The sequence below is a fragment of the Gemmiger formicilis genome (assembly GCF_016900095.1).
Lineage (GTDB): Bacteria > Bacillota > Clostridia > Oscillospirales > Ruminococcaceae > Gemmiger > Gemmiger formicilis_A.
Window position 1 is genome coordinate 38,647 of record NZ_JACJJP010000002.1, and the last position, 16,338, is coordinate 54,984.

A 16,338-nucleotide genomic window follows, 5' to 3' on the forward strand; every position below is an offset into this window, starting at 1 on the left:
TCACAGCTTTTCGAAGCGCTCCACGTTGGTCACAAAGACGGTGGCGCCGCCTACGGTGACCTCAATGGGCATGGCGCTCTCCATGCCCAGGCCGATGGAGGCCGCACCGGGCACGATCTCGGTGCGCTGCTTGCAGCACTTGGAGATGCAGGCGATGCAGTCGTCCACACGCTCGTCCTCGGTGCCGATGAGCAGGGTCATGTTGCCCGCCATCAGGAAGCCGCCGGTGGTGGCCAGGCGGGTGACATAGAACTTGTTGCGCACCAGTTCGGAGCAGACTGCTTTGGAATCTTCCTTGTTGACAATGGCAGTGACGAGTTTCATATAGAATCCCTCCTTACAGGATCATTCACACAGAATCGGGTTTATTTCCAGCGGTTTTCCCAGTCTTTGCGGCGCTTGTAGCCCACGATGGTGTCCCGGCACCAGTTCCACAGCTCCTTGCCGAAGAAGAGCAGAAAGCCCGCCAGGCCGAACAGCAGGGTGATGCGGTTGGAAAAGCCGCTGAACAGGAAATTCAGCGCCCAGAAGGCCGCCGCGGCCCAGCCCAGCCATTTGACCTTCACCGGCAGGAAGAAGAACAGCAGCACCCGCTGTTCCGGCCACATCCAGGCATAGGCGAAGAAGAGGCTGAGGAAGAGCCCGGACGCCGAGCCGAACCCGGTGATCAGGCAGCTGAGAATGGCCCCCAGCATGCCGGCGAGCCAGTAGACGGTAAAACGGAAATCGCCCCAGGCGCGGGTGAGGGAATTGCCCACCCACCAATAGAAGTACAGTTCCACCAAAAGCCAGAAGGGGGACGTGTACAGACCGGGCACGAAGACAAAGCTGACCAGCCGCCAGATCTGCCCGTGGAACAGCCCGGCGCGGGTGAGCAGCAGGGCCTGGAGCAGACGGCTGTTGATGAACATGATGATGACCCAGGCAATGATCTGGCCCACCAGCACACCGTTGAGCAGGTTGGGGATGCCGAACTTGCCGTAGCGGCGTTCAAGCCTGTCCAGCCAATTCATGGAAACCTCCTTGTGGAAAACCGGGGAATTCCGCCTGGGTAGGGCGGTCGGTTTATTATGCTATTGTACCATTTCCCCGGGGCAAGTTCAACATTTGTTTGTCGAATTTATCACAGGTGGGATAGGGCCCACACAATCAAAAGTTGTAGTTTGTGGAAAACAAAGTGGTTTTCCACACTTTCCACAGGGTTTTCAACATTTTCAACGTGAAAAACCGTTATACGCGGTGGAAAACAAAGGCGGGGATTCATCATTTCGTAATATTCGGCTCCAAAAGGGGCAAGTTTTCCACAAAATCCTCCAAGTTTTCAACTTTTGGCGGAAAACACCGTGTAAAGGCTGTGCAAAACTCGGGAAAACTGTGGAAAACCCATTTCCGCCCCGGAAAGTCGTGCCAGTTACCCTTGACTAACACCCCGGGGGCATGGTATGGTACTGCTTGCATAAGGGAGTAGCTGGCGCGGCGTGCCGCGTGATAGGGCCAACATACTGGGGCGACCCTGGCTTTAGATGAAACAGCGAGACTTATCTTTTGCCTTGCACGGCAGGGCGGGATAGGTCTCTTTTTTTTATCCCGCCCGCCCATCAAACAACGGGAGAGTGGTTCATCCATGTCATTGGCGGATCTGTTCATCATTGCCGTGGGCCTGTCCATGGACGCCTTCGCGGTGTCCATCTGCAAGGGCCTTTCGGTGCGCAAACTGCAGCTGCGCCACGCGCTGATCTGCGGCGTGTGGTTCGGGGCGTTCCAGGCGCTCATGCCCCTGCTGGGATACTGGCTGGGGTCGGGGGTTGCCGGCATCATCGGCAGCTTCGGGCACTGGGTGGCCTTCGCCCTGCTGGCGCTCATCGGCGCCAACATGGTGCGGGAGAGCTTCGGCGACGAGGAGGAGGAAGTCACCCCCGACTTTTCCCCCAAGGCCATGCTGCCCCTGGCGGTGGCCACCTCCATCGACGCTTTGGCCGTGGGGGTCAGCTTTGCGGCCACCGGCACCGACATTGTGGCGGCAGTGAGCTTCATCGGCGTCACCACCTTCCTGCTGTCCGCCCTGGGCGTCAAGATCGGCAACCTTTTCGGCACCCGGTACAAGGCCGCGGCCGAGCGGGCCGGCGGCATCGTGCTCATCCTGATGGGGCTGAAAATCCTGCTGGAAGGACTGGGCATCCTGACCCTGTAAGCAATTCCTACGTTTGAGGGAGTAGTTCCGCACCCTGCGGGGTGTGCGGCGGCATCGTCACCCCGGCGTTTCGGCGCCCGGTGCCGCCTTTGAGGGTACAATCCGCAAAGAATGAGACTCATACGCCAAAGACTTGCCAAAAGTCCTTGGTGTATGGGTCTTATTTATATATAATAGGTAGAGAGGGACGGCGGGGCCTTTTCCCCGCCCGCAATCGAAAGGAGTTCCGAGCGTGAAAAGTTATGAACTGTCTGCCGAAGAAGTTCTTCAGCAGGAGAACGCCAGCCTGGACGGCCTGACAAGCCACGAGGCTGCCCGCCGCCTGGAAGAACACGGCCCCAACAAGCTGAAGGAAGCCCAGAAGGCCACCCTGCTCCAGCGCTTCATCGAGCAGCTGAAGGACCCCATGCTGATCATCCTGCTGTGCGCCGCCGCGGTGTCCGCCGTGACCAGCCTCATCGAGGGCGAGAGCATGGCCGAGGTCATCATCATCCTCATCGTGGTGCTGCTCAACGCGGTGCTGGGTGTCTATCAGGAGAGCAAGGCCGAAGCCGCCATCGAAGCGCTGCAGACCATGACCGCCGCCACCAGCAAGGTGCTGCGGGACGGCAAGCATGTCACCCTGCACAGCGATGAGCTGGTGCCCGGCGACATTGTGCTGCTGGAAGCGGGGGACAGCGTGCCCGCCGACGGCCGTATTCTGGAAAGCGCCAGCCTCAAGATCGAGGAAGCAGCCCTGACCGGTGAGAGCGTGCCGGTGAACAAGATCATCGACAAGCTGCTGCCTGCCGAGGGAGGCAAGGATGTGCCCCTGGGCGACCGCAAGAACATGTGCTATATGGGTTCCACCGTGGTGTACGGCCGTGGCCGCATGGTCATCACCGGTACCGGCATGGACACCGAGATGGGCAAGATCGCCGGCGCCCTGGCCGCCACCCAGGACGAGCAGACCCCGCTGCAGCGCAAGCTGGACGAGCTGGGCCGCACCCTGTCCAAGCTGGTGCTGGGCATCTGTGTCTTCATCTTCATCTTTAACCTGGTCACCCATGGCGAGTTCAGCCTGGATGCCATCCTGTCCACCTTCATGGTGGCCGTCTCCCTGGCCGTGGCCGCCATCCCCGAAGGTCTGGCCACCGTGGTCACGGTGGTGCTGTCCATCGGCGTGACCAACATGAGCAAGCGCAACGCGGTCATCCGCCGTCTTACCGCCGTGGAGACCCTGGGCTGTGCCCAGGTCATCTGCTCGGACAAGACCGGCACCCTGACCCAGAACAAGATGACCGTGGTGGAGCATGTGGGGGACGAAGCCCTGCTGGCCACCGCCATGGCCCTGTGCTCCGACGCGGAATACGCCGAGGAGGGTGCCCTGGGTGAGCCCACCGAGGCCGCCCTGGTGAACTACGCCGCCGCCGTGGGCCTGAAGAAGACCGACCTGGAAGCCCGCCAGCCCCGTGTGGACGAAGCTCCCTTCGATTCCGGCCGTAAGATGATGAGCACCCTGCACGCCGCCGGCGATGCCTTCGTGCAGTACACCAAGGGCGCCCCGGACGTGATCCTGGGCCGCTGCACCAAGTACTGGGACGGCGAGAAGGCCGTGCCCATGACCGAGGAAAAGCGCGCCGAGATCCTGAACGCCAACAAGGCCATGGCCGACAAGGCCCTGCGCGTGCTGGCCGCCGCCATGCGTCCCTGGTCCCAGAACCCCCACAACAATGACCCCGCCTTCCTGGAGCAGGATCTGTGCTTCATCGGCCTCACCGGCATGATCGACCCGGTGCGTCCGGAAGTCAAGCCCGCCATTGTGGAATGCCGGGAAGCCGGCATCCGCCCGGTGATGATCACCGGCGACCACAAGGACACCGCCGTGGCCATTGCCACCGAGCTGGGCATCATCCATGATGCCTCCGAAGCCATCACCGGGTCCGAGCTGGACGACATCACCGACGAGGAGCTGGCCGACGCCATCACCCGGTACGGTGTGTATGCCCGCGTGCAGCCCGAACACAAGGTGCGCATCGTCACCGCCTGGAAGAAGCGGGGCGCCATCACCGCCATGACCGGCGACGGCGTCAACGACGCGCCCTCCATCAAGGCCGCCGACATCGGCGTGGGCATGGGCATCACCGGCACCGACGTCACCAAGAACGTGGCCGATATGGTGCTGGCCGACGACAACTTTGCCACCATCGTCAACGCCGTCAGCGAAGGCCGCCGCATCTACGACAACATCCGCAAGGCCATCCAGTTCCTGCTGGCTTCCAATATGAGCGAGGTGCTGGGCGTCTTCACCGCCACCCTGCTGGGCTTCACCCTGCTGAACCCGGTGCACCTGCTCTTCATCAACCTGATCACCGACTGCTTCCCGGCCCTGGCTCTGGGCATGGAAAAGGGTGAGAGCGACATCATGCACCGCCCGCCCCGTAAATCCACCGACGGCATCTTCGCCGGCGGCCTGGGCTTCGACGTGGTGTACCAGGGCATTCTGGTCACCATCATCACCCTGGCTTCCTATATCATCGGCCATTGCATGGAAGTGGGCTACTTTGAGATGCCCAAGGGGATTTCGGACGACGGCATGACCATGGCCTTCCTGACCATGAGCATGTGCGAAATCTTCCACAGCTTCAACATGCGCAGCCAGCGCGGCAGCATCTTCAAGCTGCACAGCCACAACGTGGTGCTGTGGGGCGCCATGCTGGGCAGCCTGGTGCTGACCACCGTGGTGCTGGAAGTGCCCTTCATCGCCAACGCCTTCGGCTTCACCCCCGTGGACCTGCCCGAATACCTCATCGCCCTGCTGCTGTCCGTGATCGTCATTCCCATTGTGGAAGTGGTCAAGCTGGTACAGCGGTCGATGGCCAAGAACAAGGCCGCCGCGTAACCCTTTTCGGGTGATCTTGTCCGCATAAATCTGCATAAAAAAACCACCGCCTTTTGCCGGGAGTTGTGCCCGGCGGGGGGCGGTGGTTTTGTTTTGAATGGCGCTTCCGGAAGGCCTCCCCTGTGCAAGGGGGGCCGCGCAGCCGCCTCTTCCTCCAGGCCTCCCCTGTGTAAGGGGAGGTGCCGCGCAGCGGCGGAGGGGTTGTAAACCCTGCCAGATTTCCCGTTACCGGGCAATATCCTCAAGTCTCCAACCCCTCAGTCGGCCTTCCGGCCGCCAGCTCCCCTTACACAGGGGAGCCTTCAGCAGCTGCTGCCGGGCAATGGTATAAAAACCATTCCTTGTTCACCGGCCCCCAGGCCGGTGAACAGGCCGTCGTAAGGTGGCCGCACACCCCGGGTCCAGGGCCGCCCGCCGCCCTCCCAAACAAAACAAAAAGACCGGCCTTTTCCCCTCATACGGGAAAAAGCCGGTCCTGTTGTTTATTCTGAAAAAACCTCACACAATGGGATCAGGAATGCCGATGGTCACCTGCATGCGCAGGTTCTGGCTCAGTCCGCTCTTTTCGTAGCGGCTCAGCAGCCGGTCCCGCACGACCTTGTAGTCGTCGGTGTCCTTCACCGAAAGCATCAGCACATACTGGTTGCGGCTGTACCGGGCAAACACATCGCCCTTGCGCAGCATGTTCTTGATGAGCTCTTTTACCGCCAGCATCACCCGGATCATCTCCTGCTTGGGCACTTCCAGGGGCACCAGGGTCACCAGCAGCAGGATCACGTCTTCGGAATTGCGGGTGGCGCTGCGCACCACCATGTGGTACATGTGCTTGAACACCTCATAGGGGCAGAAATACGCCCCCCGGATGGGCCGGTCGTCCCGGGTGATCTCGTCCAGATCCTTCTGGATGTGGCGGATGTCCTCCATGGGCAGGTTGGCGCCCTCGGCGGCCCAGCGGTAGATCTCCCGCACCGATTCGGGCAGGGGTTCCCCCACCTCGTCCAAAAACATGTTGGCCACCACCGGATAGTAGCTCAGCACCGCGGCCTTCATGTCCATCTTGCGCAAGGCGGTGAAATACCGCAGATACAGGTCCTCGCTCAAAGGTTCCAGCAGCAGCGCCCGGGAACACAGGTTCATGACCTCCTCTGCGCCGGTGCGGTCGCTGCCGGTCAGCAGCAGGTCGCTCAGATGCAGCACCATGCTCAGGTACCGCTGGCGCAGGGTGCTGGCCCGGGCCATCAGCCAGTACCGGTCGCTGAGGGCGGGCAGAAAATCCCCCGCATACAAAGCCAGCGCCGCCCGGCAGCAGCGCACCACCGTTTCGGTGGGGGTGCCGGGGGTCTGCATGGCGGTTTCGTACAGTTCGTTGAACCGGTCAATGTCCAGCTCCACCGGCACATCGGGGTTCCAGGCATACTGGCGCTCCCGGGTGATGATGCAGTCCTGGCTCAGACCGGCCTTGGTCAGCAGCCGACGCAGCGAGTAGGCCGCGTTTTTCAGGGCACCGGCCGGATTTTCCACCTCATCATCGCCCCACAGTGCCTCCATGATCTGCTCATTGGACACCTGTACCCCGATATTCAGCAAAAGATACACCAGCAGTTCGATGGGCTTGTTCACGCGGCCGCCCTTTTCCACCAGGCACTGGTCCCCTACGCGGATCTGCAGCCCGCCGAACATCTTGGCCTGCAATGTCTTGGTTTCTTGCATGGGAGGTTCCTCCTTGTTGAAGAGCCGGGGGATGCGGCGCCGCTGCGGCGCCGTGGATGCAGGGCCCGCAGAACCCCCAAAGGGGTAAAAACGGGCCTGGATGATCCTCTTAATTGTAACACGCGTACAGGGGAAAAGCAAGACCCCATATCTGGCCCCCAAAGGGGTACAAAAGCCATAAAAACAACAAAAAAATGGCATGAATGTGTTCGTTTTGCCGAACACATCCGGCGGCTTGGGGCGGGCAAAACCCAAAGACTGTATGTTATAATATAACGGATTGTTTGGCGGGTACGGCCGCCCGGCATCCCGGTTGCCGCAGCGCGCATTTTGTGTTATGATTAAAGGTAAGAATCAAAGAAATTTCCAAACCCGGCTGCAAAGGAGGAAGCCCGTGCTGCGGATCGCCATTGTGGAAGATGAGGCGTCGTGCGCCGAACAGCTGAAGGAATATATTGAACGCTACGGCCGGGAAAACGACCGTACCTTTGAAGTGCTGCGCTTTGCCGACGGCAGCGAGATTCTGCAGGACTACCAGCCCCGGTACGACATCATCCTGCTGGACATCGAGATGCCCAAGGTCACCGGCATGGACGCGGCCAAAGCCATCCGGGAACAGGACGACAACGTGGTATTGATGTTTATCACCAATATGGCCCAGTATGCCATCCGGGGGTATTCGGTGGGGGCGCTGGACTTTGTCATGAAACCGGTGAGCTACTACACCTTCCAGCTCAAGTTCGGCCGGGCCATCCAGCGGGTGGTCAAGCGCCGCAACGAGGAAATCCTGCTCACCCTGCCCGACCGCATCCAGCGGGTGGGGGTGCGCAGCATCTACTATGTGGAGGTGCAGGACCACATGCTGCACTACCACACCGAACAGGGGGAATATGTGCTGCGGGGCACCCTGCAGAACGCCGAAAAACAGCTGGCCCCCTACAATTTTGCCAAGTGCAACCACTGGTACATCGTCAACCTGATGTACGTGGAACAGGTGCGCAAGGACAAGGTGGTGGTGGCCGGCCATGAGCTGGACATCAGCCGCCGGGCCCGGGGCGCCTTCCTCAACGCCCTCACCGATTACATGGGAGGCAGCAGCTGATGGGCGGGGCCCTGCTGCTGGTGGAATCGGTGGCGGTGGTGTTCATGCACGGGCTGTGCGCCGCGCTGTACACCCGGCCTTTGCGCCACCGCGGCCGGTACCCCCTGCGCCTGGCCCTCTGCCTGGCGGCGGGGGTGGTGCTGGGCTTCGCCTACTGGTACTCCGGTTACGCCGCCGCCCACCTGCAATGGTGGCAGCTGCTGGTGGTGTTTGTGTATGTGGCGGCCATGGCCCTGCTGCTGTGCGACCAGTCGGTGTTCGGCAGCCTGTACTGCGCCACCTGGATGATGATGGCCCAGCAGTTTTTTGTGCAGATCTTCAACACCTGGTTCACCTGGATGAACGTCCGCCACGGCCGCGCCCCCCTGCCCTGGCTGTGCGTGGTGCCCTTTGCGGGGGTGTGCTGTACCCTGGTCTACCTGTTTGTGGTGCGGGGCATGACGGCGGACGGCCGGTTCCAGGTGGGACCCCGCCAGACCATCTCCGCCCTGATGCTCTTTGTGGTCTTTGAGTTCCTCACCGCCTCGGTGGTGGTGGATTTCCACATCGTGTCCCTGCGGGGCAACTGGGTGGTCATCCTCATGTGTGAATTCTACTGCCTGACCATCCTGTTTCTGCAGAACGCCCTGTTCAAAAAAAGCGCCATCCAGCATGATCTGGACGCCCTGGACATCCTGTGGCACCGCCAGAAGGAACAGTATCTGCTGGCCCGCAAGAACATCACCCTGATCAACCGCCGCTGCCACGACCTGAAGGTGCAGATCTACGCGTTGCGGGACATGGCCGACGGCACCGAGCGCCGCCGCTACCTGGACGAGATCGACAATTCCATCGGCATCTACGATTCCATTGTCAAGACGGGCAGCGAGGTGCTGGACACCATCCTCACCGAAAAGAGCCTGCTGTGCCGGGACAAGGACATCCACATCCAGTGTGTGGCCGACGGCAGCCGCATGGGCTTTATGGACCCGGCGGATACCTACACCATCTTCGGCAACGCCCTGGACAACGCCATCGAGGCGGTGCAGCAGTTTGCCGACAAGGAAAAACGCCAGATCGACGTGCTGGTGCATGTGAAACAGCAGTTTCTGGTCATCAGTATCACCAACCCCCTGGGGGCGCAGCCGGTGTTCCGCAACGGCCTGCCCGTCACCACCAAGACCGGCGGCGACTACCACGGCTTCGGTCTGCGGGGTGTGCAGCGCACCGTCAAAAAGTACGACGGCCACCTCACCGTCAGCACCGAAAACGACTGCTTTGCCCTCAAGATTCTCATTCCCTTGCCCCAGACCCAGCAGGCCGTTCCCACATAAAACCAACCCAAGACCTCCGCATGGCGGAGGTCTTTTTTGCTTTGTGCAAGCTATCCAAAAAAGATCGTTTAATACATAACAAGTTGACGAAACCATTTTCCAGATGGTTCACAAAAACGACCACTTCCGCCAAACCGGTTGTGAAATAATCATGAATAAGATATGATGAAATCATTAAATAATAATCCATAAATGGGCTCCCTGCCCGGAAAGAGGTTGTGAATTGATGAGAAGAAGCCTTGTTCTGGACCAAGCCTGGCGCTTTTCCCAGCCCGGCCAGCCGGATGCTGTTGTGACCCTGCCCCACACCTGGAACAACATCGACGGCCAGGACGGCGGCAACGACTACAAGCGCTGCGCCTGCACCTACCGGACCACCTTCGACGCTCCGGCCTATGACGCCGCCGCCGAGTGTGTCTACCTCCAGTTCGAAGGCGTCAACGCTTCGGCCCGCATCAGCCTGAACGGCTCCGAAGTCTGCCGCCACGACGGCGGGTATTCCACCTTCCGGGCCGACATCACCTCCCTGCTCAAAGCCACCGACAACGAACTCACCGTCGTCGTGGACAACACCGTCAACGACACCGTCTATCCCCAGAAAGCCGACTTCACCTTCTACGGCGGCATCTACCGGGATGTGAGCTTCGTCATCGTGAACAAGGCCCACTTTGACCTGGATCACTTCGGCGGCACCGGCCTCAAGGTCACCCCCAAGCCGGAAAACGGCTACAAGGACGGCAGCGTCCGGGTGGAGACCTGGCACAACGCCCACGAGGGCGCCGAGATCACCGTGGCCCTGCTGGACGCCCAGGGCAACACCGTGGCCCAGGGCGCCGGCACCGACCAGACCCTGACCATCCACGGCGTGCATCTGTGGGACGGCATCGAAAGCCCCTACCTCTACACCGCTGTGGCCACCCTGACTGTCAACGGCACCCCCGTGGACGAGGTGCGCACCCGGTTCGGCGTGCGGGACTTCAAGGTGGATGCCAAGACCGGCTTCTGGCTCAACGGCCGGCAGTACCCGCTGCACGGCGTTTCCCGCCACCAGGACCGCAAGGGCCTGGGCAACGCCATCACCAAGGCCATGCACGACGAGGATATGGCCCTGATCAAGGAGATGGGCTGCAACACCGTCCGCCTGGCCCACTACCAGCACGACCAGTACTTCTACAATCTGTGCGATGAGGCCGGCATGGTGGTCTGGGCCGAGATCCCCTACATCTCGGAACACATGAACAATGGCCGGGAAAATACCATCAGCCAGATGAACGAGCTGATCATCCAGAACTACAACCATCCCTGCATTGTCTGCTGGGGCGTGTCCAACGAGATTACCATCTCCACCAAGGACAAGAAGGACATGCTGGACAACCATCATGAACTGAACGACCTGTGCCACCGCATGGACCCCACCCGCCTGACCACCCTGGCCTGCTACGCCATGTGCGGCCCCTTCAACCCGGTGGCCCACATCACCGACCTGGTCAGCTGGAACCTGTACCTGGGCTGGTACGTGCCGGGGCTCTTCCTCAACGACCTGTGGATGGACTTCTTCCACCTGGTCTACCCCAACCGGCCCCTGGGCTACAGCGAATACGGCGCCGAGGCCATGCCCAACCTGCACAGCGCCAAGCCCCGCCGCGGTGACCACACCGAGGACTACCAGGCCAGGTACCACGAGTATATGCTGCGCTGTTTCGACCGCCACAAATGGCTGTGGGCCACCCACGTGTGGAACATGTTCGACTTTGCGGCGGACGCCCGGGACCAGGGCGGCGAACCCGGCATGAACCACAAGGGTCTGGTGACCTTTGACCGCAAGATCAAGAAGGACAGCTTCTATCTGTATAAAGCCTGGTGGAGCAAGGACCCCTTTGTGTATATCGCCGGCCGCCGTTACGCCGACCGCACCGAGTCCACCACCACCGTCACCGTCTACACCAACCAGCCCAGCGTGGCGCTGTATGCCAACGGCAAGAAGGTGGGCGAACAGACCGGCGACAAGGTGTTCCGGTTCAAGCTGCCCCTGCAGGGCGAAGTGGAGCTGAAGGCCGTGGCCGGTGACTGCATCGACCAGACCACCATCCGCAAGGTGGACACGCCCAACCCCGCCTACAAGCTGCAGAAGGGCAAGAGCCAGAGTGCCAACTGGGTGTAACACACCCCCAACCAAGGTTTGTCCCTGGGCGGTTCGCTGTTCCAGGGTGAGATAGGGCCCGGGACCGTCCCGTCTGCCGCCGGCCATGCGCGCAGCCGGCGGCAGACGGCGGAACCGATGCCCCGCACAGCAGGCTGCAGCGCCCGAGCCCCCGCAAGGGTGCCGGGCGCTGCGGCAAGACAAACGGAAGAGAGGAAAACAACATGCAGAAAAAGCCCAAAGTTGCGTTGTGGTCCGGTCTGACAGCGGTCAGCGCAGTGCTGACCGCCGCCGCCATGGTGGCTACCTTCGTGGTGGCCCCCATGTATGAAACCACCATCAACGTCGCCACCAATGCATCCACCTATAAGATCATCAAGGGCGACACCACCGAAGATACCAACTACTTTACCAGCGATTTCGCCTCCGACGAGGAGCGCGAGAGCTATGAAGAAGAGCTCTGCGCCACTGTGGAGTCCGAAGGCGCCGCTTTGCTGAAGAATGACAACAGCGCCCTGCCCCTGGCTTCCGGCGCCAAGGTCAGCCTGTTCGGCCGCGGCTCTGTGGACCTGATGTACGGCGGCACCGGTTCCGGCGCTGTCGACACCTCCTCCGCCCCGACCCTGAAGGACGCCCTGACCGCAGAGGGCATCCAGGTCAACGAGACCCTGTGGAACTGGTACGACAGTGAGGACATCACCTCCAAGTACAGCCGCGTCACGCCGGACGCCATTGCCGACGCTCTGGCCGCCAACAGCCAGTACGACGTGAACGAAGCTCCCTGGAGCGAAGTGGAAACTGCCAACTCCTCCAGCTTTGCTGAGTACGGCGACGCCGCCATCGTGGTCTTCTCCCGCTCCGGCGGCGAAGGCGCCGACCTGCCTTCCGGCGACAACGGCTCCGGCGTGGAATGGACCGGCACCACCAACTACCTGGAACTGAGCCAGGAAGAAAAGGATATGCTGGCCGGCCTGAAGGCCCTGAAGGACCAGGGCGTGTTCAAGAGCATCGTGGTGCTGCTGAACACCTCCAACGCCATCGAGCTGGACTTCCTGAATCCCACCATCTGCGGTGTTGACTACGGCATCGACTCCTGCCTGTGGGTGGGCGATGTGGGCCAGACCGGCGCCAACGGCGTGGGCTGGCTGCTGTCCGGCAGCGTGAACCCCTCCGGCAGCCTGGTGGATACCTTCTGGTATGACAACCTGGCCAACCCGGCGGTGACCAACTTCTACTCCCGTCCCTACTCCAACAACGCCGACTAAGGCTTTGTGGCCGACGACAAGGACAACGGCAACCAGGGCTACTATGTGGTCTACCAGGAAGGCATCTACCTGGGCTACCGCTACGCCGAGACCCGCTATGAGGACGTGGTCATGGGCACCGCCAACGCCGGTGACTTCGACTACGCCAGCGTGGTGGCCTATCCCTTCGGCTATGGCCTGAGCTACACCACCTTCGCCTACAGCGACTTCTCCGTGGGCGAAAGCGCTGACGGCTTCACCGTCAACGTGACCGTGACCAACACCGGCAGCGTGGCCGGCAAGAAGACCGTCCAGGTCTACTTCCAGAGCCCCTACACCGACTACGACAAGCAGAACGGCATCGAGAAGGCCAGCGTGGAGCTGTGCGGCTTTGACAAGACCGACGTGCTGGAACCGGGCGCTTCCGAGACCGTGACCATCAGCATCGACAAGAGCGAACTGCGCACCTACGACGCCAACGGCGCCAAGACCTACATCCTGGATGCCGGCGACTACTACTTCACCCTGGGCAACGGTGCCCATGAGGCTGTGAACAACATCCTGGCCGCCAAGGGCTACACCACCGCCAACGGCATGACCGCCGAGGGCGACGCCACCCTGACCTGGAAGTGGAACAACCCCGCTCTGGACACCACCACCTTCGCCACCAGCGAATCCACCGGCAATGCCATCACCAACCTGTTTGACGACGCCGACCCCAACAAGGTCAGCTACTCTCCCGGCACCGTGACCTGGCTGAGCCGCTCCGACTGGACCGGCACCTACCCCACCGGCACCTTTGACTTTGCTCTGAACGACGACCTGGCCGCTGCTCTGGCCAACACCCACTACGACGGCAGCCTGGCCGACAGCGTGGAAATGCCCACCATGGGCGCCGAAAACGGCCTGACCCTGGCTTCCATGATCGGCAAAGAGTACGATGACCCGCAGTGGGAGACCCTGCTGGATCAGATGACCTTTGACGAAATGAACCTGATGATCACCCAGGGCTTCCACAACACCAAGGCCGCGGCTTCCATCGGCAAGACCGCTACCAAGGACGAAAACGGCCCCCAGGGTCTGACCGCCGCTCTGACCGGCGGCGCCTCCGCTATGTGCTACACCTCCGAGGACGTCATGGCCGCCACCTTCAACCGTGAACTCATCAACGACGTGGGCCGCTGCATCGGCGAAGACTGCCTGGCCATGGGTTACTCCGGCCTGTACGGCCCCGGCATCAACATGCACCGCACCCCCTACTCCGGCCGTAACTTCGAGTACTACTCCGAAGATCCCTTCATCGCCGGCGAGATCTGCGCCGTGGAGGTGCAGGGCATCCAGTCCAAGGGCGTTTACGTCTACCTGAAGCACGTGGCCCTGAACGACTCCGAATCCAGCCGTATGGGCCTGAACACCTGGGTCAACGAGCAGACCGCCCGTGAGGTCTATCTGGAAGTGGCTGACAAGGCCATCGTGGACGGCGGCGCCTGGTGCACCATGTCCGGCTTCAACCGCTGGGGCGCTACCTGGTGCGGCAAGTACGAAAACCTGCAGACCGGCTACCTGCGCGGTGAACTGGGTATGCGCGGCATGTCCATCACCGACTACTCCGGCGGCAGCAAGTACATGGATGCCTGCGACGCTATGATCGCCGGCACCGAGATCTGGGACAGCCCCACGCCTCTGCACACCGAGATCCTGAACAACTACGAGGATGACGCCTACATCGTCACCGAAATGCGCGACGCCGTGCACCTGATCCTGTACACCGTGGTGAACTCCAACGCCATGAACGGCTGGTCCAGCTCCGATCGTCTGGAACTGATCACCCCGTGGTGGAAGCTGGCTGCCTGGAGCCTGTGCGGCGTGCTGGCCCTGCTGACCGTGGTCTGCGTGGTCATGCTGGTCAAGGCCATCAAGAAGAAGAAGGCCGCCAACGCCTGATGGGCGCCAACCTTTATAAACGACATTCCCCAGCGGGTCCTTCCATGTGAGGATATACCCGCGACCTGCCCAACAAACGGGAACCCCGCCCCCTGAACAAGGGGCGGGGCTTCCCCGTATTATCGGGCCTTACCCGCAACTGTAAAGGAGAGGTTTCTATGAGCGAAAACGCCGCCGCCAGCGCACACAACGGCGGGCTGAACCGCGCCAAGATCTATCAGTTGGTGCTGTTCCCCTTCAACAACGGTGCAACCAACGTCTATTACATCCTCACTTCCGCCTACATCGCCTACTACGGCGGCGTGCTGGGCCTGGCCCTGGTCTTTGCCAGCACCATGGTCACGGTCATGCGTCTGTTTGACGCTGTCACCGACCCCATCATCGGCGCCCTCATCGACAAGACCAACGGCAAGTTCGGCAAGTTCCGCCCCTTCATGCTGATCGGCAACATCATCATGATTGTCAGCTCCATCCTGCTGTACTTCTGCACCCAGCTGGTGCCCACCAGCATGATGCCCCTGCGCTATGTGCTGTATGTGGTGTTCTACGCCATCTACGTCATCGGCTACACCTTCCAGACTTCGGTCACCCGTTCCGGCCAGACCGTTCTGACCAACGACCCCAAGCAGCGCCCCCTGTTCACCATCTTCAACCTGGTGGCCAGCATGGTGGGCATGGGTGCCATCCAGTTCCTGGCCCCCATCCTGCGTTCCAGCGTGGGTGACTACACCACCCAGAACTTCTTCAACGTCATGGTCCCCCTGGCCATGATCATCTCCTTTGCCCTGACCATCCTGGCCATGATCGGCATCTGGGAGAAGGACCGCCCCGAATACTTCGGCATCGGCGGCGAAACCCAGCAGAAGGTCAAGGTCAGCGAGTACATCGCCCTGATCCGCGCCAACCAGCCCCTGCAGCGGCTGATGGTGGCCGGCGCCGGCTGCAAGCTGGCCCTGGCCATTGCCACCAACACCGCCGTGCTGTGCATGCTGTACGGCGGCATGATGGGCAACTATGACAGCCTGTACCTGCCCATGATGGTGCTGGGCTATGTGTTCAGCGCGCCCTTCTTTGTGCTCACCGTGCGCACCAGCCAGAAATACGGCCAGAAAGCCAGCCTGATGCGGTATGTGGCTGTGGCCTTTGTGATGTACATGGGCGTGCTGGTGCTGCTGCTGCTCTGGAACCCGGACAACGCAGCCTACAACCTGTCCCTGTTCAGCACCGAGGGCGGCTTCCACCTGACCCTGAACGTGTACACCGTGCTGTTCATCCTCTTCTTCGGCATCGGCTACGGCGCCTACTACGCCACCGCCGACATGCCCATCCCCATGGTGGCCGACTGCTCCGACTATGAGACCTACCGTTCCGGCAACTACGTGCCCGGCATCATCGGCACCCTGTTCAGCCTGGTGGACAAGCTGGTCTCCTCCCTGAGCTCCACCATCGTGGGCCTGGCCGCCGCGGCCATCGGCTTCACCACCACCCTGCCCGGCGGCGATGATCCCTTCCGTCCCGGCATGAACTGGGTGGTCATCATCCTGTTCTGCATCGTGCCCATGGTCGCCTGGGGCGCCACCCTCATCGCCATGAAGGGCTACAGCCTGACCGGCGACAAGATGAAGGAGATCCAGGCCGTCAACGCCGCCCGCCGCGAGCTGGTGGCCGAAGGCAAGACCATCCAGCAGGCCATGGCCGAAGTGACCACCCTGGAACAGGCCAAGGCCATCACCGGCGAGGAATAAACCTCCCCCGCCAAACTCTTCGATTCCGTTGCCCCGCGTCCTTTCCCGGACGCGGGGTTTTTGTGTTG

11 protein-coding genes are annotated in these 16,338 nt (G+C 61.4%); 8 read left to right on the forward strand and 3 right to left on the reverse strand.

Going from position 1 to position 16,338, the window contains the following annotated elements; all coding sequences use genetic code 11:
- Together H6B15_RS01210 and H6B15_RS01215 are read right to left on the reverse strand one after the other, a co-directional pair.
- The gene (locus H6B15_RS01210) at nt 1-324 is read right to left on the reverse strand and encodes a cyclic-di-AMP receptor (RefSeq protein ID WP_204645248.1); all 324 of its coding nucleotides are present in this window, start codon (nt 322-324) and stop codon (nt 1-3) included.
- A 41-nt stretch (nt 325-365) separates the two neighbouring features.
- Nucleotides 366-1,013, reverse strand: a complete 648-nt coding sequence (locus tag H6B15_RS01215) for a rhomboid family intramembrane serine protease (protein ID WP_204645255.1) — start codon at nt 1,011-1,013, stop codon at nt 366-368.
- Nucleotides 1,014-1,624: 611 nt separating this feature from the next.
- Between H6B15_RS01215 and H6B15_RS01220 the strand changes: the two genes are divergently transcribed.
- Together H6B15_RS01220 and H6B15_RS01225 are read left to right on the forward strand one after the other, a co-directional pair.
- Entirely contained in the window at nt 1,625-2,191 is a 567-nt protein-coding gene (locus tag H6B15_RS01220) for a manganese efflux pump MntP (RefSeq protein ID WP_204645257.1), read from the forward strand.
- A 232-nt stretch (nt 2,192-2,423) separates the two neighbouring features.
- The gene (locus H6B15_RS01225) at nt 2,424-5,072 is read left to right on the forward strand and encodes an HAD-IC family P-type ATPase (protein ID WP_204645258.1); all 2,649 of its coding nucleotides are present in this window, start codon (nt 2,424-2,426) and stop codon (nt 5,070-5,072) included.
- A 498-nt stretch (nt 5,073-5,570) separates the two neighbouring features.
- On the opposite strand, the gene H6B15_RS01230 is transcribed toward H6B15_RS01225, so the two are convergent.
- Nucleotides 5,571-6,782, reverse strand: a complete 1,212-nt coding sequence (locus tag H6B15_RS01230; protein WP_204645259.1) for a BTAD domain-containing putative transcriptional regulator — start codon at nt 6,780-6,782, stop codon at nt 5,571-5,573.
- Nucleotides 6,783-7,176: 394 nt separating this feature from the next.
- Here H6B15_RS01230 and H6B15_RS01235 point away from each other — a divergent pair, with 394 nt between their 5' ends.
- The 6 genes from H6B15_RS01235 (at nt 7,177) to H6B15_RS01255 (ending at nt 16,270) form a co-directional block, all read left to right on the forward strand.
- Nucleotides 7,177-7,884 (forward strand): response regulator, encoded by a 708-nt coding sequence (locus H6B15_RS01235; RefSeq protein WP_204645260.1) that lies wholly within the window; start codon nt 7,177-7,179, stop codon nt 7,882-7,884.
- A complete protein-coding gene (locus H6B15_RS01240) occupies nt 7,884-9,197 on the forward strand; it encodes an ATP-binding protein (RefSeq protein ID WP_204645261.1) in 1,314 nt (437 codons plus the stop codon). The genes H6B15_RS01235 and H6B15_RS01240 overlap by 1 nt, the downstream gene beginning before the upstream one ends.
- 226 nt (nt 9,198-9,423) lie before the next feature.
- The gene (locus tag H6B15_RS01245) at nt 9,424-11,358 is read left to right on the forward strand and encodes a glycoside hydrolase family 2 protein (protein WP_204645262.1); all 1,935 of its coding nucleotides are present in this window, start codon (nt 9,424-9,426) and stop codon (nt 11,356-11,358) included.
- Nucleotides 11,359-11,561: 203 nt separating this feature from the next.
- The gene (locus H6B15_RS15380) at nt 11,562-12,602 is read left to right on the forward strand and encodes a glycoside hydrolase family 3 protein (RefSeq protein ID WP_243424217.1); all 1,041 of its coding nucleotides are present in this window, start codon (nt 11,562-11,564) and stop codon (nt 12,600-12,602) included.
- Between the two features lie 6 nt (nt 12,603-12,608).
- Nucleotides 12,609-14,525 (forward strand): glycoside hydrolase family 3 N-terminal domain-containing protein, encoded by a 1,917-nt coding sequence (locus H6B15_RS15385; protein ID WP_345941904.1) that lies wholly within the window; start codon nt 12,609-12,611, stop codon nt 14,523-14,525.
- Nucleotides 14,526-14,683: 158 nt separating this feature from the next.
- The gene (locus tag H6B15_RS01255; RefSeq protein WP_204645263.1) at nt 14,684-16,270 is read left to right on the forward strand and encodes an MFS transporter; all 1,587 of its coding nucleotides are present in this window, start codon (nt 14,684-14,686) and stop codon (nt 16,268-16,270) included.
- The last annotated feature ends 68 nt before the right edge of the window (nt 16,271-16,338 follow it).